Annotated in this window: 19 protein-coding genes and 1 pseudogene; 12 read left to right on the top strand and 8 right to left on the bottom strand. The window is 71.3% G+C overall.

Annotated features, from left to right (window positions below):
• Nucleotides 1-19: 19 nt before the first annotated feature.
• A complete protein-coding gene (locus RLT59_RS27400; protein WP_311305846.1) occupies nucleotides 20-676 on the bottom strand; it encodes a pirin family protein in 657 nt (218 codons plus the stop codon).
• 122 nt (nucleotides 677-798) lie between these two features.
• Between RLT59_RS27400 and RLT59_RS27395 the strand changes: the two genes are divergently transcribed.
• The 5 genes from RLT59_RS27395 (at nucleotide 799) to fabF (ending at nucleotide 5,669) form a co-directional block, all read left to right on the top strand.
• Nucleotides 799-1,998, top strand: a complete 1,200-nt coding sequence (locus RLT59_RS27395) for a PucR family transcriptional regulator (RefSeq protein WP_311305845.1) — start codon at nucleotides 799-801, stop codon at nucleotides 1,996-1,998.
• Nucleotides 1,999-2,087: 89 nt separating this feature from the next.
• Nucleotides 2,088-3,002: an ACP S-malonyltransferase gene (locus RLT59_RS27390; RefSeq protein WP_311305844.1), complete on the top strand. Its 915-nt coding sequence runs from the start codon at nucleotides 2,088-2,090 to the stop codon at nucleotides 3,000-3,002.
• A gap of 13 nt (nucleotides 3,003-3,015) precedes the next feature.
• Entirely contained in the window at nucleotides 3,016-4,017 is a 1,002-nt protein-coding gene (locus tag RLT59_RS27385; RefSeq protein ID WP_311305843.1) for a ketoacyl-ACP synthase III, read from the top strand.
• A gap of 63 nt (nucleotides 4,018-4,080) precedes the next feature.
• Complete coding sequence (locus RLT59_RS27380; RefSeq protein ID WP_311305842.1) at nucleotides 4,081-4,329, top strand: acyl carrier protein; 249 nt, start codon at nucleotides 4,081-4,083, stop codon at nucleotides 4,327-4,329.
• A 77-nt stretch (nucleotides 4,330-4,406) separates the two neighbouring features.
• Nucleotides 4,407-5,669 (top strand): beta-ketoacyl-ACP synthase II, encoded by a 1,263-nt coding sequence (gene fabF / locus RLT59_RS27375; RefSeq protein WP_311305841.1) that lies wholly within the window; start codon nucleotides 4,407-4,409, stop codon nucleotides 5,667-5,669.
• A 138-nt stretch (nucleotides 5,670-5,807) separates the two neighbouring features.
• On the opposite strand, the gene RLT59_RS27370 is transcribed toward fabF, so the two are convergent.
• Complete coding sequence (locus tag RLT59_RS27370; protein WP_311305840.1) at nucleotides 5,808-6,302, bottom strand: DUF3145 domain-containing protein; 495 nt, start codon at nucleotides 6,300-6,302, stop codon at nucleotides 5,808-5,810.
• A gap of 352 nt (nucleotides 6,303-6,654) precedes the next feature.
• Between RLT59_RS27370 and RLT59_RS27365 the strand changes: the two genes are divergently transcribed.
• Nucleotides 6,655-7,566: an SGNH/GDSL hydrolase family protein gene (locus RLT59_RS27365; RefSeq protein WP_311305839.1), complete on the top strand. Its 912-nt coding sequence runs from the start codon at nucleotides 6,655-6,657 to the stop codon at nucleotides 7,564-7,566.
• 27 nt (nucleotides 7,567-7,593) lie between these two features.
• Nucleotides 7,594-8,592: an aldose epimerase family protein gene (locus RLT59_RS27360; protein WP_311305838.1), complete on the top strand. Its 999-nt coding sequence runs from the start codon at nucleotides 7,594-7,596 to the stop codon at nucleotides 8,590-8,592.
• An 8-nt stretch (nucleotides 8,593-8,600) separates the two neighbouring features.
• On the opposite strand, the gene RLT59_RS27355 is transcribed toward RLT59_RS27360, so the two are convergent.
• The 3 genes from RLT59_RS27355 to RLT59_RS27345 all read right to left on the bottom strand — a co-directional run bounded on the left by RLT59_RS27355 (nucleotide 8,601) and on the right by RLT59_RS27345 (nucleotide 11,069).
• Nucleotides 8,601-9,440, bottom strand: a complete 840-nt coding sequence (locus tag RLT59_RS27355; protein WP_311305837.1) for an EI24 domain-containing protein — start codon at nucleotides 9,438-9,440, stop codon at nucleotides 8,601-8,603.
• A 94-nt stretch (nucleotides 9,441-9,534) separates the two neighbouring features.
• Nucleotides 9,535-9,963 carry an organic hydroperoxide resistance protein gene (locus RLT59_RS27350; RefSeq protein ID WP_311305836.1) on the bottom strand — a complete coding sequence of 143 codons (429 nt, stop codon included), beginning with the start codon at nucleotides 9,961-9,963 and terminating at the stop codon, nucleotides 9,535-9,537.
• A gap of 86 nt (nucleotides 9,964-10,049) precedes the next feature.
• Nucleotides 10,050-11,069, bottom strand: a complete 1,020-nt coding sequence (locus tag RLT59_RS27345; RefSeq protein WP_311305835.1) for an NADP-dependent oxidoreductase — start codon at nucleotides 11,067-11,069, stop codon at nucleotides 10,050-10,052.
• A 106-nt stretch (nucleotides 11,070-11,175) separates the two neighbouring features.
• Here RLT59_RS27345 and RLT59_RS27340 point away from each other — a divergent pair, with 106 nt between their 5' ends.
• From RLT59_RS27340 to RLT59_RS27325, 4 genes are all read left to right on the top strand, one after another.
• Nucleotides 11,176-11,610, top strand: coding sequence for a MarR family winged helix-turn-helix transcriptional regulator (locus tag RLT59_RS27340; RefSeq protein WP_311305834.1), 435 nt, complete (start codon nucleotides 11,176-11,178; stop codon nucleotides 11,608-11,610).
• Between the two features lie 37 nt (nucleotides 11,611-11,647).
• Nucleotides 11,648-12,250: a hypothetical protein gene (locus RLT59_RS27335; protein ID WP_311305833.1), complete on the top strand. Its 603-nt coding sequence runs from the start codon at nucleotides 11,648-11,650 to the stop codon at nucleotides 12,248-12,250.
• 147 nt (nucleotides 12,251-12,397) lie between these two features.
• A complete protein-coding gene (locus tag RLT59_RS27330; protein ID WP_311305832.1) occupies nucleotides 12,398-13,435 on the top strand; it encodes a rod shape-determining protein in 1,038 nt (345 codons plus the stop codon).
• Nucleotides 13,436-13,456: 21 nt separating this feature from the next.
• Complete coding sequence (locus tag RLT59_RS27325) at nucleotides 13,457-15,040, top strand: sensor histidine kinase (protein WP_311305831.1); 1,584 nt, start codon at nucleotides 13,457-13,459, stop codon at nucleotides 15,038-15,040.
• On the opposite strand, the gene RLT59_RS27320 is transcribed toward RLT59_RS27325, so the two are convergent.
• Nucleotides 15,018-15,449 (bottom strand): Lrp/AsnC family transcriptional regulator, encoded by a 432-nt coding sequence (locus RLT59_RS27320; RefSeq protein WP_311305830.1) that lies wholly within the window; start codon nucleotides 15,447-15,449, stop codon nucleotides 15,018-15,020. The genes RLT59_RS27325 and RLT59_RS27320 overlap by 23 nt on opposite strands.
• Before the next feature lie 109 nt (nucleotides 15,450-15,558).
• Between RLT59_RS27320 and RLT59_RS27315 the strand changes: the two are divergent.
• Nucleotides 15,559-16,577: pseudogene (locus RLT59_RS27315) on the top strand (MFS transporter).
• Nucleotides 16,578-16,658: 81 nt separating this feature from the next.
• Here RLT59_RS27315 and RLT59_RS27310 read toward each other — a convergent pair.
• On the bottom strand, nucleotides 16,659-18,842 hold the full coding sequence (locus RLT59_RS27310) for a glycoside hydrolase family 99 protein (RefSeq protein ID WP_311305829.1): 2,184 nt from the start codon (nucleotides 18,840-18,842) through the stop codon (nucleotides 16,659-16,661).
• Between the two features lie 6 nt (nucleotides 18,843-18,848).
• Nucleotides 18,849-21,311 (bottom strand): PQQ-dependent sugar dehydrogenase, encoded by a 2,463-nt coding sequence (locus RLT59_RS27305; RefSeq protein ID WP_311305828.1) that lies wholly within the window; start codon nucleotides 21,309-21,311, stop codon nucleotides 18,849-18,851.
• Nucleotide 21,312 lies beyond the last annotated feature (1 nt).

Below are 21,312 nucleotides of genomic sequence, written 5' to 3'. Positions count from 1 at the left end.
GGCTCCGCCGGGGCCCGGATCAGTCCGGCAGCTCCCAGACCAGCACCTCCGCCGGCCCGCCCGCAACCAGTTCGAGCCCCGTCTCCCCGGCGATCCGCGCCGAATCGCCCGGCGACAGCGCCTCGTCGCCGATCCGCACCTCTCCGGCGACCACGTGCACGTACACCCGGGGCGAGTCCGGCAGCGCCGTGCGCTCGCCCTCCCCCAGCCGCCGGACATGCAGCATCGCGCCCGCCTCCGGGAGCGCGTACGGGGTGGAGTCCGCGATGCCGGCGACGGTCGTGTAGGAGGGCTCACCGCCCGGCTCCAGCGGTGCCAGCCACATCTGGAGGAAGGTCAGCGGGGTGTCCCCGTCGTTGCGTTCCACGTGCCGGACCCCGCCCGCCGCGCTGAGGTGCTGGACGTCCCCGGCCCGTACGACCGTGGCGTGCCCTGCGGAGTCGCGGTGGGTCAGCTCCCCCTCCACCACCCAGGTCACGATCTCCGTGTGGCTGTGCGGGTGCTCGTCGAAGCCCGCGCCGGGGGCGAGGCGTTCCTCGTTGCAGGCGAGGACCGGGCCGAAGCGGAGGTTGTCCGGGTCGTAGAAGGAGCCGAAGGAGAAGGAGTGCCGGGACTCGATGCCGGCCGCCTCGTCCCCGCCCCTGAAGCGGTCGCCCGAGCGACGTACGGAAATCACCCGCCCCACGGTAGCCCGCGCGGCAGGCGGGCGGTCCTACGGATTTCACCCAAAGTGACGTGATCCTGCCCGACCGGCCCCGCCCCTCCGGGCAGCTGTCCGGATAAGGCAGTCTTGTGTCCGTGCCCCGACCCGATCCTGAGCAGCCCGCTGCGAACGACGCCCATCTCCATGCCGCGACGCTGAAGCGTCTGCAGCAGTCCTCCGGCCGGCTGGCCGCGAACGCGATCGCCCGCATGGACGAGTCACTGCCCTGGTACCGGGCCATGCCACCGGAGAACCGGTCCTGGATCGGCCTGGTCGCCCAGGCCGGAATCGCCGCGTTCACCGAGTGGTTCCGGCATCCGGAGACCCCGCAGGCCATCTCCACCGATGTCTTCGGCACGGCTCCGCGCGAGCTGACCCGGGCCATCACGCTGCGCCAGACCGTCGAGATGGTGCGTACGACGATCGAGGTCATGGAGGCCGCGATCGACGAAGTCGCCGCGCCCGGCGACGAGTCGGTGCTGCGTGAGGCACTGCTCGTCTACGCCCGCGAGATCGCCTTCGCGACCGCCCAGGTGTACGCCCAGGCCGCCGAGGCCCGGGGGGCCTGGGACGCCCGGCTCGAATCGCTCGTGGTGAACGCGGTGCTGTCCGGGGAGGCCGACGAGGGCGCCGTCTCCCGGGCCGCCGCGCTCGGCTGGAACTCCCCCGAACACGTCTGCGTACTGCTCGGAACGGCGCCCGACGGCGACAGCGAGCTGACCGTGGAGGCCATCAGGCGGGCCGCCCGGCACGCCAAGCTCCAGGTGCTGACCGGGGTGCTCGGCAGCCGTCTCGTGGTCATCGCGGGCGGCAGCGACAATCCGCTCCAGGTCGCGAAGGCGCTGATCGGGCCGTACGCGGCGGGCCCCGTCGTCGCCGGACCCGTGGTGCCCGACCTGCTGGCGGCCACCCGGTCCGCGCAGGCGGCGGCCGCCGGGCTCAAGGCGTGCGGCGCCTGGCAGGACGCCCCCCGGCCGGTGCTGGCGGACGATCTGCTGCCGGAGCGCGCGATGGCGGGGGACCCGGCCGCGCGGGACCAGTTGGTAGAGGAGATCTACAGACCGCTCGAAGAAGCGGGTTCCGCCCTCCTGGAGACGCTGAGTGTGTATCTGGAACAGGCGAGCAGTCTCGAAGGGGCCGCCAGGATGCTCTTCGTCCACCCCAACACCGTGCGCTACCGGCTGCGACGTGTGACAGACGTCACCGGCTGGTCGCCGTCCGATGTCCGCTCGGCGTTCACACTCCGGATCGCCCTCATCCTGGGGCGTCTGGCCGACAGGGATCTCCAGTCCTAGACTTTTGTCGGACATCAACAATTCCCCATACGGTTCTTCGTCCCTGTCCCCACGGGTGTTCCGGACCGTTCACAAGAGAGAGTGTGAGGGTGCTCGTACTCGTCGCTCCCGGCCAAGGCGCTCAGACGCCCGGCTTCCTGACTCCCTGGCTCGACCTCCCCGGTGCCACCGACCGCATCGCGGCCTGGTCCGACGCCATCGGGCTCGACCTTGCCCACTACGGCACCAAGGCTGACGCGGAGGAGATCCGCGACACCGCGGTGGCCCAGCCGCTGCTGGTCGCCGCCGGTCTGCTGTCCGCTGCCGCACTCGACGCGTCACCGAGTGTCGTCGCAGGGCACAGCGTTGGTGAAATCACCGCAGCCGCCTTCGCCGGAGTCATCGGCGAGGACGCCGCCCTCCGTCTCGTACGCACCCGTGGGCTCGGCATGGCCGAGGCCGCCGCGGTGACCGAGACCGGCATGGCGGCGCTGCTCGGCGGAGATCCCGAGGTCACCATCGCGCACCTGGAGAAGCTCGGACTGACCCCGGCGAACGTCAACGGGGCCGGTCAGATCGTCGCCGCCGGCACCGCGGAGCAGATCGCCGCGCTCACCGAGGACAAGCCGGAGGGAGTGCGCCGCGTGGTGCCCCTGAAGGTCGCCGGCGCGTTCCACACGCACCACATGGCTCCCGCCGTCGAGCGGCTCCGCGAGGCCGCCGGGGCCCTGGAGGTCTCCGACCCGGCCGTGACATATGTCTCGAACGCCGACGGGAAGGCGGTCGCCACCGGCACGGAGGTCATCTCGCGCCTGGTCGGCCAGGTCGCCAACCCGGTGCGCTGGGACCTGTGCATGGAGACCTTCAAGGAACTGGGCGTCACCGCGCTGATCGAGGCCTGCCCCGGCGGCACGCTCACCGGTCTCGCCAAGCGCGCGCTGCCAGGTGTGAAGACGCTCGCGCTCAAGACCCCCGACGACCTCGACGCCGCCCGCGCGCTCATCGCTGAGCACGCGGGTGCCTAAGGAGCCCGAGAGCATGTCGAAGATCAAGCCCAGCAAGGGCGCCCCGTACGCACGGATCATGGGTGTCGGCGGCTACCGCCCGACCCGTGTCGTGCCGAACGAGGTGATCCTCGAAACGATCGACTCGTCCGACGAGTGGATCCGCTCCCGGTCCGGCATCGCCACCCGCCACTGGGCCTCCGAGGAGGAGACCGTGGCCGCGATGTCCGTCGAGGCGTCCGGCAAGGCCATCGCAGACGCCGGGATCGACCCGTCGCAGATCGGCGCGGTCGTCGTCTCCACCGTGTCGCACTTCAAGCAGACCCCGGCCATCGCCACCGAGATCGCCCACAAGATCGGCGCGGGCAAGCCCGCCGCCTTTGACATCTCGGCCGGCTGCGCGGGCTTCGGCTACGGCCTGACGCTCGCCAAGGGCATGATCGTCGAGGGCTCGGCCCGGTACGTGCTCGTGATCGGCGTGGAGCGGCTGAGCGACCTCACCGACCTGAACGACCGCGCGACGGCGTTCCTGTTCGGTGACGGCGCCGGTGCCGTGATCGTCGGCCCGTCCGAGGTGCCCGCGATCGGCCCCACGGTGTGGGGCTCCGAGGGCGACAAGTCGGACACGATCAAGCAGACCGTGGCGTGGGACACCTTCCACGCCGACCGTCCGGAGAAGTTCCCGGCCATCACGCAGGAGGGCCAGGCGGTCTTCCGCTGGGCCGTCTTCGAGATGGCGAAGGTCGCCCAGCAGGCGCTGGACGCGGCCGGGATCGCTCCGGAAGACCTGGACGTCTTCATTCCGCACCAGGCGAACATGCGGATCATCGACTCGATGGTGAAGACACTGAAGCTGCCGGACCACGTCACGGTCGCCCGTGACGTGGAGACCACCGGCAACACCTCCGCCGCCTCGATTCCGCTCGCTATGGAGCGGCTTCTGGCGACCGGTCAGGCGAAGAGCGGCGACACCGCGCTCGTCATCGGCTTCGGGGCGGGTCTCGTCTACGCCGCGACGGTCGTTACCCTCCCCTAGGCACACCGGGTCTTTTCGCCCGGACACCCGAACCCAGCAGATATACACCGAAGGAGCACCAACATGGCCGCCACGCAGAAGGAGATCCTCGACGGTCTCGCCGAGATCGTCAACGAGATCGCCGGTATCCCGGCCGAGGACGTCGAGCTGGAGAAGTCCTTCACCGACGACCTGGACGTCGACTCGCTGTCCATGGTCGAGGTCGTCGTCGCCGCCGAGGAGCGCTTCGACGTCAAGATCCCCGACGAGGACGTCAAGAACCTCAAGACGGTGGGCGACGCCGCCGACTACATCCTCAAGCACCAGGCCTGATCCAGCCGGTTCGTGTGTCGCCACCCGGCGGTGGCGCCGCTGATTCACGACCCTCTACACGTGGAGAAGATTTTCCAGTGAACTCGACCAATCGCACCGTGGTCGTCACCGGTATCGGCGCAACCACTCCGCTGGGTGGCGATTCCGCATCGACCTGGGAAGGTCTGATGGCCGGCCGGTCCGGCGTCAAGCCTCTTGAGGGCGAACGTTTCGCCGAACTGCCCGTCCGGATCGCGGCTCTCGCGGCCGTCGACCCGGGCGACGTCCTGCCCCGCCCGCTCGCCCGCAAGCTGGACCGCTCGGCGCAGTTCGCGCTGATCGCGGCCCGCGAGGCGTGGGCGGACGCGGGCTTCACCGGCAAGGCCGGTGAGGACGCCAAGATCCAGCCCGAGCGGCTGGGCTCGGTCATCGCCTCCGGTATCGGCGGCGTGATCACCCTGCTCGACCAGTACGACGTGCTGAAGGAGAAGGGCGTACGCCGCGTCTCCCCGCACACCGTTCCCATGCTCATGCCCAACGGTCCGGCCGCCAACGTCGGTATCGAGGTGAACGCCCAGGCGGGCGTCCACACCCCGGTCTCCGCCTGTGCGTCGGGCGCGGAGGCGATCGGGTACGCCGTCGAGATGATCCGCACCGGCCGTGCCGATGTGGTGCTGGCCGGTGGCACGGAGGCGGCCATCCACCCGCTGCCGATCGCCGCGTTCGCCAACATGATGGCGATGTCCAAGAGCAACGACGAGCCCGAGAAGGCCTCGCGTCCGTACGACACGGCCCGTGACGGCTTCGTCCTCGGCGAGGGCGCCGGCGTCGTCGTCCTGGAGTCCGCGGAGCACGCCGCCGCGCGTGGCGCCCGGGTCTACGCCGAGGTGCTGGGCCAGGGGCTGTCCGCGGACGCCCACCACATCGCGCAGCCCGAGCCGACCGGGCGGGGTATCGCCGCGGCGATGCAGAACCTGCTGGACCAGACGGACCTCAAGCCGTCCGAGGTCGTGCACCTCAACGCGCACGCGACGTCCACGCCGCAGGGCGATGTGGCGGAGCTGAAGGCGCTGCGCAAGATCCTGGGCGACGACCTGGACCATGTCGCGATCTCCGCGACGAAGTCGATGACGGGTCACCTGCTCGGCGGCGCGGGCGGCATCGAGACCGTGGCGACGGTTCTGGCGCTGCACCACCGGATGGCTCCCCCGACCATCAACGTCGAGAACCTCGACGACGCGGTCGAGGCGGACATCGTGCGGGACGCGCCCCGGCCGCTGCCGGAGGGGCCGATCGCGGCGATCAACAACTCGTTCGGGTTCGGCGGGCACAACGTGGTGCTGGCGTTCCGTAGCGTGTGATCTTTTCCCGCCTGTACGCGTGAAGCCCGCTTCCCCGGTGAAGGGAGGCGGGCTTCACGCTTGGCGCGGGCCTGTTCGGGGGCGCTGCCCCCGGACCCCCGCTCCTCAATCGCCGGAGGGGCTTGAAACGGCCGCCGGTCACACCACCTGGTGGAGCCAGCGCACAGGCGCGCCCTCGCCCGCGTGGCGGAAGGACTCCAGTTCGTCGTCCCACGGCTTGCCGAGGAGCTTGGCGATCTCCGCCTCAAGGTCCGTCTCCCCCTGGACGGACCGCGCCAGCGCGGCCCGCAGCCGGTCCTCCGGGACCAGGATGTCGCCGTGCATGCCGGTGACCGCGTGGAAGATGCCCAGCTCGGGCGTGGAGCTGTAGCGCTCGCCCTCCGCGGTGGGCGACGGCTCCGCCGTCACCTCGAAGCGCAGCAGGTCCCAGCCCCGCAGGGCCGAGGCGAGCTTCGAAGCCGTGCCGGGGCGGGCCTGCCAGGAGAACTCGGACCGCCAGGTGCCGGGCGCGGCCGGCTGTCTGATCCAGTCGAGCTGGACCCGCACACCAAGGACACCCGCCACCGCCCATTCGACATGTGGGCAGAGCGCGCGCGGTGCGGAGTGAACGTACAGGACTCCACGTGTCGTCACCGGGACCTCCAGTGTGGGACGAGGTTCGCCTTCCCCAGCGGCCTCGCGCCCGTACCGCATCTTTCCAGCCGCTTCCCGAGGTTGTCATCAGTAAACAGCATCGGGAGTTAATCTCCGGAAAGGGGACAGTATGTGACGTGATGTGATGTTCGGAAGCCACCCGAGTGGAGCCGGACAGCCGAAGGAACCACTGGTTCGACGGGGAAAAGCTACCGTGCGGCGGCGTCCGAGGTGTGACGTACCGTCGGTCCTGGGCCCACGATTCGCTCAGCATTCACCCGGCGGAGCGCGCGGGCCCGCCGACCGGTGCCAAGAGGGTTTGCCGGGGGCATGGACAGGAGGGGACCAGGGAATGCCGGATCGCTCCGTACGGCGCCGATCGCGCGGCGCGCTGGCCGCGCTGGCCGCGTTGTCGTGTCTCGGCACGGCGGTACTGGCCGGCTGCGACTCCGGCTCGGACAGCACGACGAAGGGCGCGTCCGCCGGGCACCCCTCGGCTGCGGCCGCACCGGTCTGGGACCGCAGCCCGGGATCCGTCGCGGCGGTCGGGGACTCCATCACCCGCGGGTTCGACGCCTGCTCGGTGCTGGCGGACTGCCCCGAGGTCTCGTGGTCCACCGGCACGGACAGCGCGGTGAACAGCCTCGCCGTACGGCTGCTCGGCGCGTCCGGCGCGGCGGACCACAGCTGGAACCACGCGGCGACGGGGGCCCGGATCGCCCAGCTGCCGGAGCAGATGGCGCTGGCCGCGAAGGAGGACCCCGCGCTCGTGACGGTGATGATCGGCGCCAACGACGCCTGCCGGGACTCGGTGCGGGCCATGACCCCGGTGGCTGATTTCCGTAGGTCGTTCGAGGCGTCGATGCGTCAGCTGCGCGACACCGCGCCGAAGGCCCAGGTGTACGTGTCGAGCGTGCCGGACCTGAAGCGGCTCTGGTCGACGGGGCGCGGCAACCAGCTGGGCAAGCAGATCTGGAAGCTCGGCATCTGCAAGTCGATGCTGGCCGACGCGGACGACATGAGCGCCTCCGCGGTGACGCGGCGCTCGGAGGTCCAGGACCGCGTGGTGGCGTACAACGGGGTGCTGCGCGAGGTGTGCGCGAAGGATGTGCGCTGCCGTTACGACGGCGGAGCGGTCTTCGACTACCGGTTCACCGGCAAGCAGCTCAGCCAGTGGGACTGGTTCCACCCGGGGCGCAACGGGCAGGCCCGGCTGGCGGAGATCGCGTACCGCAATGTCACGGCGGCCCGGCCTCCCGCGTAGGGACGGCCCGGTCTAGAGTCCGTGATCATGGACACGGGTTCGAACACGCTGACGCGCGCGGAAGACTTCGGCACCCTCGGGGACGGCACGGCCGTGCACCGCTGGACGCTGGAGCGGGACGGCACGCGGGTGCGGGTGCTGACGTACGGCGGCATCGTGCAGTCGGTGGAGGTGCCCGACCGGGACGGGGTACGGGCCGGTGTGGCGCTCGGGCTGCCGGACCTCGCCTCGTACCTGAAGTACACCGGGCCCTACTTCGGCGCGCTGGTCGGGCGGTACGCGAACCGGATCGGCGGCGCGGCCTTCGAGCTGGACGGGCGGACCCGGCACCTCACGCGCAACGAGGGGCGCAACCATGTGCACGGCGGGGCCCTCGGCTTCGACAAGCGCGTGTGGGACGCCCGGGAGACCGCGGACGGGGTGGAGCTGTCCCTCGTCTCCGCGGACGGCGAGGAGGGCTTCCCGGGGCGGCTGGAGCTCTCGGTGGCGTACACGCTGGACGCGGGCGGTGCGCTGCGGATCGCGTACCGGGCGACGACGGACGCGCCGACCGTGCTGAACCTGACCAATCACACGTACTGGAACCTGGCGGGCGACGGCAGCGGCAGCGCGCTCGGCCAGCGGCTGCGGATCGCGGCCGGGCGGATCACTCCGGCGGACGCGGAGTCGCTGCCGACGGGCGAGTTCCGGCCGGTGGAGGGGACCCGGTTCGACTTCCGGGAGCCCCGTCCGGTGGGCGGGGGGTACGACCACAACTACGTGCTGGACGAGGGCGTGGCGGGTCCGGCGGCCGAGCTGTACGACGAGGTGTCCGGGCGTGTGCTGACCGTCGCGACCACGGAGCCCGGTCTCCAGCTCTACACGGCGGACCATTTCGACGGGGAGCCGTTCGGGCCGTGCGCCGGCATCGCGCTGGAGACCCAGCACTTCCCCGACTCCCCGAACCGGCCGGAGTTCCCGAGCACGGTGCTGCGGCCGGGCGAGGAGTACGTGTCGAGGACGGTGTACGGCTTCTCGGTGCGCTGAGCCGACGCTCAGTCCCCGAGGGTGCGCGGCGGGGAGAGTGCTGCCGGTGTACCGCCGCCCGCGCTCGCCCCGTCGTCCGCTCCGTCGCCCGGATCTCCGTCCGGTCCGGCGTTGTCCCCGACCAGTTCGCGCGCCAGCAGGGTCGCGCCCGCGACCGCCCCCGGCATCAGGAAGACGGCGACGAACGGGACCAGGAAGGCGAGGCCCAGTGGTACGCCGAAGCCGAGGATCAGCAGCTTGCGGCCGCGCAGCAGGATCAGCCGGTCCTTCAGCACCATGCCGCGCCGCTGGAGCGCGACGGCGGTGAGTTCCTCGGCCAGGAAGTAGCCGGTGACGCAGAAGCCGATCAGCGGAACGACGGTCTGTCCGGCGACCGGGACGAATCCGAAAGCGAAGAGCAGCACCCCGTACAGCGCGACCCGCACCAGGATGCGCACGCTGTCGCGGGCGGAGATCCACAGTTCCCGCCACAGCGGCAGCCCCGACTCGGGCGCCTCGCCGCCCTCGGCCCGGTCGACCTCCTCGGACAGCGCCTCGTAGAAGGGCTGCCCGACCAGCAGCGTCACGGCGGTGAAGGTGATCACCGCCAGGAACAGGCCGAACGCGAAGACGAGCACGGTCAGGGTGGTGCGGAGCAGCCCCAGCCAGGGTGCGGACCAGTCGTCGGCGAAGGGGGTGGCCCAGGCCGCCAGGTCGTCGGCCCCGTAGCCGAGGCCGATGAGCGCGCCCGCGTACACCACCAGGGTGATGAGACCGGGGATCAGTCCGATGCCGAGCCACCTGCCGTGCCGGACGACCCAGCGTTGACCGTTGATCAAATAACCGAAACCCGCCCCGAGATCACGCATGGCGTCAGCGTAGCGGGGAGCCGTAGCGCGAACGGCCGAGGGCCGCGCCCCTGGTGGGGTGCGGCCCTCGGCCTCGTACGGGGGTGCCGCCGGGTCAGGCGACCGCCAGCTCGACCTTGATGTTGCCGCGCGTCGCGTTCGAGTACGGGCACACCTGGTGGGCCTTCTCGATGAGCGCCTGCGCGGTCGCGGTGTCGACGTTCGGGATGGTCGCGGAGATCGCGACCTCCAGGCCGAAGCCACCGGCCTCGGTCTTGCCGATGGAGACCGCGGCGGTCACCGTGGAGCCGGAGATGTCGGCCTTCTCCTGGCGGGCCACGACGCCCAGCGCGCTCTGGAAGCAGGCGCTGTAGCCGGCCGCGAAGAGCTGCTCCGGGTTGGTGCCCGCGCCGCTTCCGCCCATCTGCTTCGGCGGGTTGACGACCACGTCGAGCTTGCCGTCGTCCGAGGAGACCCGGCCGTCACGGCCGTTCTCCGCGGTGGCGACGGCGGTGTACGCGACGGCGATGTCCTGAATGGTCATAGTGAATCCTCCTGCTGATGCGCCGCGACTCGCGCCCACGATCGCGACGGCCTGGGATGAGCCTAACGGGTGCCCCTGCGGCGGTGTCAGCCGAGGGAAACGATCATCTTTCCGGTGTTCTCGCCGCGGAGCAGACCGAGGAAGGCCTCGAAGCCGTTCTCGATGCCCTCGACGACGGTCTCGCGGTACTTCAGCTCGCCCGCGGCCAGCCAGCCGGCCACCTCCTGGACGAACTGTCCCTGGAGGCCGGCGTGATCGCCGACGAGCATGCCCTGGAGGCGCAGCCGCTTGCCGATGACGAGCGCGAGGTTGCGCGGGGCCGGGGTGGGCTCGGTAGCATTGTACTGCGCGATCATGCCGCAGATGGTCGCGCGGCCGTGCACGTTGAGCGAGGAGATCGCGGCTTCGAGGTGCTCGCCGCCGACGTTGTCGAAGTAGACGTCGATGCCGTCGGGGGCGGCCTTGCGCAGCTGCTCCGCGACGGACCCGTCCTTGTAGTTGAACGCGGCGTCGAAGCCGTACTCCTCGACCAGCAGCTTGACCTTCTCGTCGGAGCCGGCGGAGCCGATGACCCGCGAGGCGCCCTTGAGCTTCGCCAGCTGGCCGACCTGGCTGCCGACCGCACCGGCCGCGCCGGAGACGAAGACCGCGTCGCCCTCCTTGAAGGAGGCGACCTCGAAGAGGCCCGCGTAGGCGGTGAGCCCGGTCATGCCGAGCACGCCGAGGTAGGCGGAGAGCGGGGCGAGGGAGGCGTCGACCTTCACGGCTTGCTTGGCCGGGACGTCGGCGTACTCGCGCCAGCCGAGGCCGTGCAGGACGTGGTCGCCGACCGCGAACCCGTCGGCGTCGGACGCGACGACCTCGCCGACCGCGCCGCCGTCCATGGGGTGGTCCAGCTTGAACGGCGGGGTGTAGGACTTCACGTCGTTCATCCGGCCGCGCATGTACGGGTCGACCGAGAAGTGCAGGTTGCGTACGAGGATCCGACCCTCGGCGGGAGCGGTGACCGGTGCCTCACGCAGCGCGAAATCCTCGGCCTTCGGCCAGCCGTGCGGACGGGCTACGAGGTGCCACTCACGGCTGGACGTGGGAAGAGCTGCAGACATGGGCTCGGTGTCTCCTCAGTTTCTCGGGGGTCAGAAAGCTTCACTATGTGAAACACCATGCTCCTAGATATTTCATGTTGTCAAGTAACCGGCTATCCTGAGCCTCATGGCCACTCGTACAGACCCACTGACCCTCGAAGTCGTCGAGCTCATCGGCACCGTCGTGGCGCGCTACTACGAGGAGTACGAGCAGGCCGCGGCCGCACACAGCCTCACCGGTGCGCAGGCCCGGGTCCTCGGACTGCTCTCCCTGGAGCCGATGCCGATGCGCAGGATCGCGCAGAAGCTGAAGTGCGAGCCGTCCAACGTCACCGGCATTGTGGACCGGCTGGAGGCGCGCGGCCTGGTGGAGCGCCGCCCCGATCCGGCCGACCGGCGGGTGAAGCTGGCCGCGCCCACCGAGAAGGGCACCCGGACGGCGCGGCAGCTGCGCGAATCGCTCGACTTCGCCCGCGAGCCGCTGGCCGGCCTCTCCGACACGGACCGCGCGGTGCTGCGGGACCTGCTGCGCCGGATGCTGGGCATGGAACCACCGGCCTGAGCCCTGCCCGGGGACCCCGTGTGGAAGCGTTGCCCCCATGACCGCTGCCACGCCCTTCGGCCCCCGAGAATTCCAGCTCGTCCTGTTGCGCCGGATGGCCGACCACCAGCCGGACCTGGTCGAGGACGCCCGGCACGAGCTGAGCGCCACGCTCGCGGAGATGCGCGAGGCCAACCGCCGCTGGCAGGCCATGGTGCGGGCGCCACGGGGGCGCGGGTCGCTGCGGCGCTACCGTTCCGTGCTCGGTGAGCCGGAGACCTCGCTGCGCCGGACGGTCGGTGACCTGGAGTGCGACGCGCTGCTGTGGCCGGTGCCGCTCTGGCCCGAGCTGCGGTTCGAGGTGATGGCGGGGCCCGGCGGGACCGTGTGGAACGAGTGGCTGGTGCGGGCCCCCGGCGCGGCCGCCCCCGCCCTGCGCACCGTCGGGGATGTGCGCCCCTGGTCGTGCACCGTGGACGAGGTGGCGCGGGCCTTCGCACCGGCCCGCCCGATGGAGGGCAGCGCGCCGACCCGCTGGGCGCTCGCGATCACCGCTCCGGCCACGGCTCAGGACTCCGGTCAGGCGACCGCTCAGGCCGCCGGCGCACCGTATGTCGCGGAGTTCACCTGGGGGCTGTTCCAGCGGCTGCTGCCGCGCTGACGGAACGGGCGGGCCCCGGCCGACGAGCCGTCAGCTCCGTACCCCCTACGGCGCATCCCAGCGCGCACAACACCTCCCGGCGGCGCACGATACGAGGACAGCCGACTGCCCGTCGGTACCCCCATCAGCGCTCTCGGGAGACCCGCCGTGACCGTCAGCCTCGATCAGTTGCGCCGTTGCCATGTCGCCGTCGACCTCGGGGCCGCCCGGACCCGGGTGTACGTCAAGGGGCTCGGTCTCGTCGTCGACGAGCCGAGCGCCGCCGCCGTGAACACCCGTACCGGGTCGCTCATCGCCGTCGGCGCGCTCGCCGAGCAGATGACGGGACGCACCCCCGAGTACATCCGGGTGGTCCGTCCGGTCTCCGGCGGAACCGTCGTGGACATCGAGATGGCCCAGCGCATGCTGCGCCAGCTGCTGGGCGACAAGCTCCGCCGTCAGCTGCGCCGCAAGCCCCGGCTGCGCGCCGCCGCCTGCACCCCGCACGACAGCGATCCGCTCGCCCAGCGGGCCGCCGTGGAGACCCTGGTCGGGCTCGGCGCCCGCCGCGTGGAGCTGGTCGACACGCTGATCGCGGCGGCCGTGGGCTGCGGGCTGCCGGTCGAACAGCCGACCGCCACCATGATCATGGTGTGCGGGGCCGCGACCACCCAGATCGCGGTGCTCTCGCTCGGCTCGATCGTGACCGCCGTACGCATCCCGATCGGCGGCGACGCGATCGACCACGCGGTCATCCAGCACCTGCGCCAGTACCACGAGCTGATGCTGCCGAGCCAGTCCGTGCGCCCCCTGCAACTGGCGCTCAGCGGCAACGGCCTGACCCCGCACGGGCCCGCCGTGACCGAGATCCACGGCCGGGACGTGGCCACCGGCCTGGCCCGCTCCGTCCAGGTCGACACCGCCGCCGTGCGGCAGGCGATCCACCGCCCGCTGACCTCGGTCCTGGACGGACTGGGCAAGGTGCTGCGGGACTGCCCGCCCGACCTGGTGGCCGACCTCGCGGACCGAGGGATCATGATGGTCGGCGGCAGCGCGCTGCTCCCCGGCCTCGACCAGATGCTCCGCGACGCGACCGGCATGCCGGTGCGGATCGCCGAGCGGCCCGACGTCTGCTCGGTCCTGGGGCTCGGCGCCATGCTGGACGGCAAGATCCGCCCGATGGTCCTCGACCCGCTCTCCTGCTGAGCACCCCGGGTCGTACGGCGGATGACCGACGAACCACGCGACGGGGCACCCCGCGGTGAAGTCCCGCAGGCGCCCCGGCTGCCGATGCTCCTGGAGGCGGTGCTGAGCGTCGGAACCGATCTCGGGCTGCGGGCCACCCTCCAGCAGATCATCGACACCGCCACCGCCCTCACCGGGGCCCGATACGGCGCGCTGGGCGTGCTGGACCCCGAGCGCGGCACCATCCACGAACTGTTCGTCCACGGACTGACCGACGCGGAACGGGAGGCCATCGGGGACCTTCCCGACGGCCACACCGGGATGCTCGGGGCGCTCATCGAGGAGTCGCGGCCGCTGCGCTCCGACGACCTCACCGCCGACCCGCGCTCCACCGGCATGCCCCCCGGCCACCCCCCGATGCACTCGTTCCTCGGCGCCCCGATCCTGGTCCACAACGAGGTCTTCGGGAACATCTACCTCACCGAGAACAGCACCGCGCACTTCACGGACACCGACGCGGCGCTGCTGCGGGTCCTCGCCTCGCAGGCCGGGATCGCGATCGGGAACGCCCGGCTCTACGAGACGGTCCGCCAGCGCGAACGCTGGATCGAGGGCGCGGCCGCGGTCACCACCACCCTGCTGACCGGGGAGAACGCGGCCGACGCCCTGATGACCGTGGCGGAACGGGCCAGGATCCTCAGCGACGCGGCGGCCGGGGTGATCCTCCAGCCGACCGAGGAGGGCGGGATGGAGATTGTCGTCGCGTCCACGCTCGACGACCCGGCCGGACTGGTGGGCACCGCCATCGAGCCCGGCTCCCCCGTCCTGACGCAGCTGCTGGGCGGTGAGCCGGTCTTCCTGGAGGACTCCGCGACCGATCCCCGGATGACCACCCACGTACGGTCCCGGTTCGGACCCAGCATGATGCTGCCGCTGCAGAGCGGCGGCCGGCTCATCGGCACCCTCGCCCTGCCCCGGCGGCGCGGCGGCCGCCCGTACACGGCCGTGGACCGGCTGCTGGCCTCGCAGTTCGCCTCGCAGGCCGCCCTCGCGCTGGTCCTGGCGGACGCCCAGCACGACCGGGAGCAGCTGGCGGTGTACGAGGACCGGGACCGGATCGCCCGCGATCTGCACGACCTCGTCGTCCAGCGGCTGTTCGCCACCGAGATGATGCTGGAGTCGACCCGCCGCCGGGCCGCCACCGGGCAGACCGCCGAGCTGCTCGGCAGGGCCGTCGACGAGCTGGACTCCACGATCCAGGAGGTCCGGACGACCATCTTCGCCCTCCAGCAGCCGCCCGCACAGGCCCCCACCACCTTCCGAGGCCAGGTGCTGCGGGAGACCCGGGGCGCGGCCGCCGTGCTCGGTTTCCCGCCGTCGGTGCACTTCACCGGGGCGGTGGACGCCCTGGTGCGGGACCCGGCGGCCGGGCAGCTGCTGGCCGCGCTGCGCGGGGCGCTGGCGGCCGCGCACCGGCGGGCCGGGGTCTCGGAGATCGAGGTGGTGGTCGACGCGACGGCGGTACTGCCGGACGGTCGGGCCGCCGTCCGGCTGACGGTCCGGGACGACGGGCGGGAGGAGGACGGCACGCGCCCTCCGGCCGTCAGCTGGCAGGCGCCCCTCTGAGCGCGACCCTGGTGTTGGAGTGGGCGACGCCCGCCTCCCGCCTCAGCCTGCGCAGCAGTGCGTCGAGCGCCGCGGTGTCGGCGGCGATGGCGCGTACCAGGTAGTCGTGGCCGCCCGTCACGTGCACCACCTCGGTGATGCCGGGCAGGGTCAGCACGGCCCGCTCGAAGACCTCGTTGGTGGTGTCCACCCGCAGGGTCACGTCGATGAAGACGACGAGGCCGGTCCGGGTGTCGGCGGCGGGGTCGATGATCACGGTGAAGCCGCGGATGACCCCGTCCCGGCGCAGCCGGCGCACCCGGTCGGCCACCGCGTCGGCGCTGAGCCCGGCCCGTTCCCCGAGATCGCGGTACGAGATCCGCGCGTCCTCCTGGAGTACGCCGAGGATTTCCCTGTCCAGACGGTCCATACCGCGATTGTCCCAGCTTTCGGACATTTGCGACTTCGGGCGGTCCTTTTCCGGCCCCGGATGGAGCACGCCTACGGGCCCGGGGCTCTCCCCGACCTTGACTGACTGTGTGGAAACAGCCGTCAAGCAGTCACCCGCTCCGGCCGCCTCCGGCGCCGCCTACCGCAACCTCGTGATGGCGACGATCGGCTTCGCGCTCACCTTCTGGGCCTGGAATCTGATCGCGCCCATGTCCGACGCGTACAAGGAGCGGCTCGGTCTGAGTTCGTTCCAGCAGTCGCTGCTGGTCGCCGTGCCGGTGCTGGTCGGCTCACTGGGGCGGATTCCGGTGGGCGCGCTCACCGACAAGTTCGGTGCGCGGCTGATGTTCCCGATGGTCTCCGCGCTCACCATCGTGCCGGTGCTGCTGCTGATCCCGGCGAAGGACTCCTACGGCGCGATGCCGGCCGTGGGCTTCCTGCTGGGGCTGGGCGGTACGACGTTCGCGATCGGCATCCCGCTGGTCAACTCGTGGTTCCCGCCTGCCGAACGGGGCCTGGCCCTCGGTGTGTTCGGCATGGGCATGGGCGGTGTGGCGCTGGCCGGGTACTTCACGCGATCGGCTTCGGCGGCATCGTGGCGTTCGGCATCTACCTGCCGACGTACCTGAAGACCTGGTACGACCTCTCGCCGACCGACGCAGGCACGAAGGCGGCCGGGTTCGCCCTGGTCGCGGTGGTCTTCCGGCCGATCGGCGGCTGGCTCTCGGACCGGATGCACCCGGCGCTGGTCTCCTCCGCCGCGCTCGGCACGGCCGCCCTGATGGCCATCGTCCAGGCCTTCGACCCGAAGCTGATGCCCGGCGGCACGATCGCGCTGCTGATCATGGCGGCCGGTCTCGGTACCGCGAGCGGCAGCGTCTTCGCCCTGGTCTCGCAGGTGACCCCGCAGACGAAGGTGGGCAGCGTGACCGGGATCGTCGGCGCTATGGGCGGGCTCGGCTGCTTCGTACCGCCGCTGGTGATGGGCGCGATCTACAGCTTGAAGGGCTCCTACTCGATCGGCTTCATGCTGCTGTCCGATCTGGCGCTGGCCGGCTGTGTGTACGCGTACGGGCGGATGCGGATTATCCAGCGGGACGAAGCCTGAAGGCCCGCACAGAAAGAGAACGGCAGCGTCAAAAGAACGGCAGTGTCCCCGCCGGGACGCTGCCGTTCGTCGTGGGGCGGCTCAGTCCGCGGACCGGGCCTCTTCACGCTGCTGCTCGAACCGGTCGGCCCAGTACGCCGTCCGGTCCAGGTAGGCCGTCTCCGCGGCGGCCCCGGTCTTCCCGTACGCCCCTTCGTAACTCTGGTAGCCGTGTCCGGCGGGCGGGTTGCCCGACGCGGGTTCGATCGGGCTGCCCTCGTGCCATTCGTTGAAGGAGGTGACGGAGACCCAGGAGGGTGATCCGCCGATGGCCGGGTCGAGGGCGTTGCTCCACTCCAGGTCGTAGGAGGCGCCGTCCTCGCGTCCCAGGGTGGGGGTGGTGTTGCCGGGCACGGCCCGGTCGTCGATGTAGCCGGGGGCCACCGAGGGCGCCCAGACCAGGTTGTTGGCCTTCGCGTACTCCCCCGCCTGCTTCCAGCCGGGGGCGGTGGCACCGGCGATGCCGTCGTAGGTGTAGATCCCGCCGAAGTGCGCGACCTTGGTGGTGTCGGTGGTCTGGGCGAGGACGATGGCGCTGTCGCTCACCGCGTCCAGGGCCGACCAGTCCTGGATCTTCAGGCTCTCGAAGATGTAGAACGCCGGGCGGTTGCCGTGCTCGGCGTCCCGGTAGTAGGCGGGGCTGTCGCCGTACGTGTCGTTCAGATAGGCGATGTCGTCGACCACGGAGGCCGCCGTCCGGTCGCCGTACGGTTCGATGTGCCAGGCGACCTTGATGCCGTGCCGGGCGGCGGCGTTTAGGACGGCCGGGGCGAGCTTGTCCTCGTAGCCGCCCTGTCCCCACCAGCTGTAGACGATGACTCCGGCGCCCGACTGCTCGATCCACTTCATGTGCTGCTCGACGGCCCCGGCGGCGTCACCGGAGTCGTACGGGCCGAGCTTCGGGTAGAGGTCGGCGCCGATGTCGTCGGGCGGGGTGTGGCCGCCCTGCTCCCAGTGGCGCCAGCTGCCGTTGGTCTCCGGGGTGCCGTACCAGGGGTAGTAGAAGAGGTGCACGTCGGAGGAGCCGGCGGCCTTGGTGTCCTGCTCCCTGGCCAGGGTGAAGCTGTCGATGTCGAAGAGGGAGCCCGCTCCCCCGGTGAACCGGAGGAACAGCGGGCCGGAACCGGCGCCGGTCAGGGTGCCGGTCACCTCCGTGAAGGTCTCCCAGCCGCCGGTCGGGGCGACGTCCACGGAGCCGAGCAGCGGACCGGTGGCCGAGCCGGAGTGCACCTCGATGGTGCCGCCGGCCCCGGCGGAGGAGACCTTCGCGGTGAAGGAGGTGGCCCCGGCGGTGTCGACGGAGGCGTACCCCGTCCAGTCGCCGTTGTCGATGTAGCCGAGCGTGGCCCCGCCGCCCGCCCCGGTGTGCGCGGCGCTCTGCACCCCGGAGGAGGAGGTGTACGACTCCGCCTCCACGGACTCGTCACCGGGCTCTGTGGTTCCGGAGCCGCAGTCGGCGGAGACCGTGCCGGCCGCGTACTGGATGCCGCCGAGCAGCAGTTGGCGGAAGTCCGGATCGCTGTACGACTCGATGGTGTGGCCGAGTCCGGTGTAGAACGACCGCCCCTCCTGCTGCGGGTGGCACCAGGTGATCGGGTGGTCGTCGCCCATCTCGCCGCCGGTGTAGCTGCTTTCGTCCAGGGTCTGGAGGACGTGGACGTCGGGGCGCGGGTTGGTGCGGTAGTTGTACAGCTCGTCGGTCCGGACCCACTCGTCGTCGAGGTGCGAGGTCGCCGGGTGGGCGTGGTCCTCCGTGACGACCTTGGCCTCCTGGATCGCCGGGTGGCTCTTGAACCAGGCGCCGACGAGGTGCTCGTAGGACGGCCAGTCGTACTCGGTGTCGGCGGCCGCGTGGACGCCGACGAATCCGCCGCCGCCGTCCACGTACGCGGACAGGGCGTCCTGCTGCGCGTCGTTCAGGACGTCACCGGTGGTGCTGAGGAAGACCACCGCCTCGTACCCCGCGAGGTTCGCGGGGGTGAAGGCGGCGGCGTCCTCGGTGGCCGTGACGTCGAAGCCGTCCGCCGCGCCCAGTTCCTGGATCGCGGTGATGCCGGCCGGGATGGAGTCGTGCCGGAATCCGGCGGTCTTGGAGAAGACCAGCACCTCGTACGGGTCAGCCGCCGCGGCGGCTCCCGCCGGGGCGGGCGCCAGGAAGGCGGCGCCGAGGGCCAGGGCGGCGGCGCACGCGATATGGCGTGCGCGCCGGGCCAGTTGGCGTCTCATGTGCCGTCACTCCCCCGTCTCGAAGGTGAAGGCGTCCAGGTCGAACAGGTTCCCCTGGCCCGTGGGCCCCTTGAAGACGAGGAAGAGTTCGGTGGTGCCCGCGGGCGCGTCGCTCACGTCCGCCGAGACGTCGGTGAAGGTCTCCCAGTCTCCGGTGGGCGCTACGGTCAGCGTGGAGAGCAGGGTGCCGGTGGGGGAACCCGCGCGGACCTCCAGCGTGCCGCCGGGACCGGCGGAGGAGACCCGGGCCGAGACTCCGGTGGCGTTGGCCAGGGAGTACGGCTCGAAGGAGATCCAGTCGCCGTTGTCGGTGAAGCCGACGGTGGCGCCGCCCTCCGCCGATCCGTGCTGGGCCGCCTCGATGCCGGACTGGGCGGCGAAGTGCTCGGCCTGCCGGTGCCGGGGCTGGAGGATGTTGACACCGTGGCCGGTGAGCCCGCCCGCGTCGGTGTACTCGGCGTCGAAGACCCCGTAGATGTTGGCGGCGCTGTCGTGCTCGCCGTCGACCGGGACGTCGATGGTGCCGGTGCAGCCGCCCTTCGAGGTGATCTGGTGGCGGTGGCTGTCGTGGCCCAGCAGGTAGGTCACCTTGACCTTCGAGCAGTCGACGGTGCCGTCCTCCGGGTCGGTGACCGTGACGGTGAAGGGCACGGAGTCACCGAAGGAGAAGAGTCCGCCGTTGGCCGGTGTGGTCAGGGTGACCGTGGGGGCGGTGTTGCCCGCCGTCACCACGAGGCTGGCGGTGCCGGTGAGTCCCTCGGGGTCGGTGACCGTGAGGGTCGGGTTGAAGGTCCCGGCGGTGGTGTAGGTGTGCTGCGGATTCGCCTCTGTGGAGGTGGCGCCGTCACCGAAGTCCCAGGCGTAGCTGATCGCCCCGCCCTCGGGGTCGGCGCTGCCGTCCGCCGAGAAGGAGACGTCGAGCGGGGTGGGTCCGGAGGTGCGGTCCGCGGCGGCCCTGGCGACCGGGGAGCGGTTGCTGCCGGCCAGGTACTCGACGCGGTACAGCGCCTGGTTGCCGGAGCCGGTGCCGTAGTCCAGGACGTACAGCGCGCCGTCCGGGCCGAACGCGGAGTCCATCACCTGGGTCCCGGTCCACGGGAAGGAGTCGATGGTCCCGGGTGATCCGTCGGCCTTCACCTCGATCGGCTTGATCCACTTGCGGCCGTACTCGGCTGCGAAGAAGCGGCCGTCGAGCGATTCGGGGAACTTCACGGCCGAGTCGAGATCCGCATCGTAGTGGTAGACGGGGCCGCCCATCGGCGATTCGGAACCGCCCCCGAACTCGGGCGGGGAGCCCGCGTCGCCGCCGTACTTGATCCAGGCGGGCTGCACGGCGGGCAGCGTCGACCGGCCGGTGTTGCGGAAGGAGTTGTTGGCCGGGCCGCCCGCGCAGTCGTACTTCGCGCCGGAGGGGCCGTCCGGGAAGGTGTACTCGTTGTACGTCTCGGAGGCGGTGTCGGTGCCGGTGCAGTAGGGCCAGCCGAAGTTGCCGGGGGCGGTGACCCGGTCGAACTCGACCTGGCCGCTGGGCCCGCGGTTGGCGTCGGTGGTTCCGGCGTCGGGCCCGTAGTCCCCGATGTATACCGTTCCACTCTCCTTGTCGACGGACATCCGGAACGGGTTGCGGAAGCCCATCGCGTAGATCTCCGGCCGGGTCTTCTCCGTACCGGGGGCGAAGAGGTTGCCGGCCGGGACGGTGTAGCCGCCGTCGGCCGTCGGCTTGATCCGGAGCAGCTTGCCGCGCAGGTCGTTGGTGTTCCCGGAGGAGCGCTGGGCGTCGAACTGCGGGTTGCGCTCGGTGCGTTCGTCGATCGGCGCGTAACCGGCCGACTCGAAGGGGTTGGTGTCGTCGCCGGTGGTCAGGTAGAGGTTCCCGGCGGCGTCGAAGTCGATGTCACCGCCGACGTGGCAGCACTGGCCCCGGTCGTTGGGGACTTCGAGGACGACCTTCTCGCTCGCGGTGTCGAGGGTGCCGTCGGCCTTCATCGTGAACCGGGAGAGGTTGAGGTGGCCCTTCCAGGCCTCGAAGTCGGCGGCGGTGCCGGTGACCGGGGCGTCGCCGGCCGGGGTGTCCAGTACGGGTGAGTAATAGAGGTAGAGGTAGCGGTTGGTGGCGAAGTCCGGGTCGGCCGCGACGCCCTGCAGCCCCTCCTCGTCATGCGTGTAGACATTCAGCTTGGCGGCCGTCTTCGTCGTCCCGGCCGCGTCGGTCAGCCGGACCGTGCCGTCGCGGGCGGTGTGGACGACGGACTTGTCCGGGAGCACGGCGAGGGACATGGCCTCGCCCAGCTCGTCGGGTCCCAGGGCCAGTTGGACCTGCTGGTAGTCGGCGGCCGGTATGTCGGCCTGTACGTGGTGCGCGGTGGGGGCCACGGGCGCGGCCGCCGCGGTGCCGGCGGCGAGACCGCCGCCGGCCACCAGGGTGAGGGCCGTGAGAACCCTGGACCACAGGGGTGGGGACAGAGGCATG

This window comes from Streptomyces sp. ITFR-6 (assembly GCF_031844725.1).
In the GTDB taxonomy this organism is placed as follows: Bacteria; Actinomycetota; Actinomycetes; order Streptomycetales; family Streptomycetaceae; genus Streptomyces.
The sequence above is the reverse complement of the archived record's forward strand: the minus strand, read 5'-3'. Positions and strand labels throughout refer to the sequence as shown.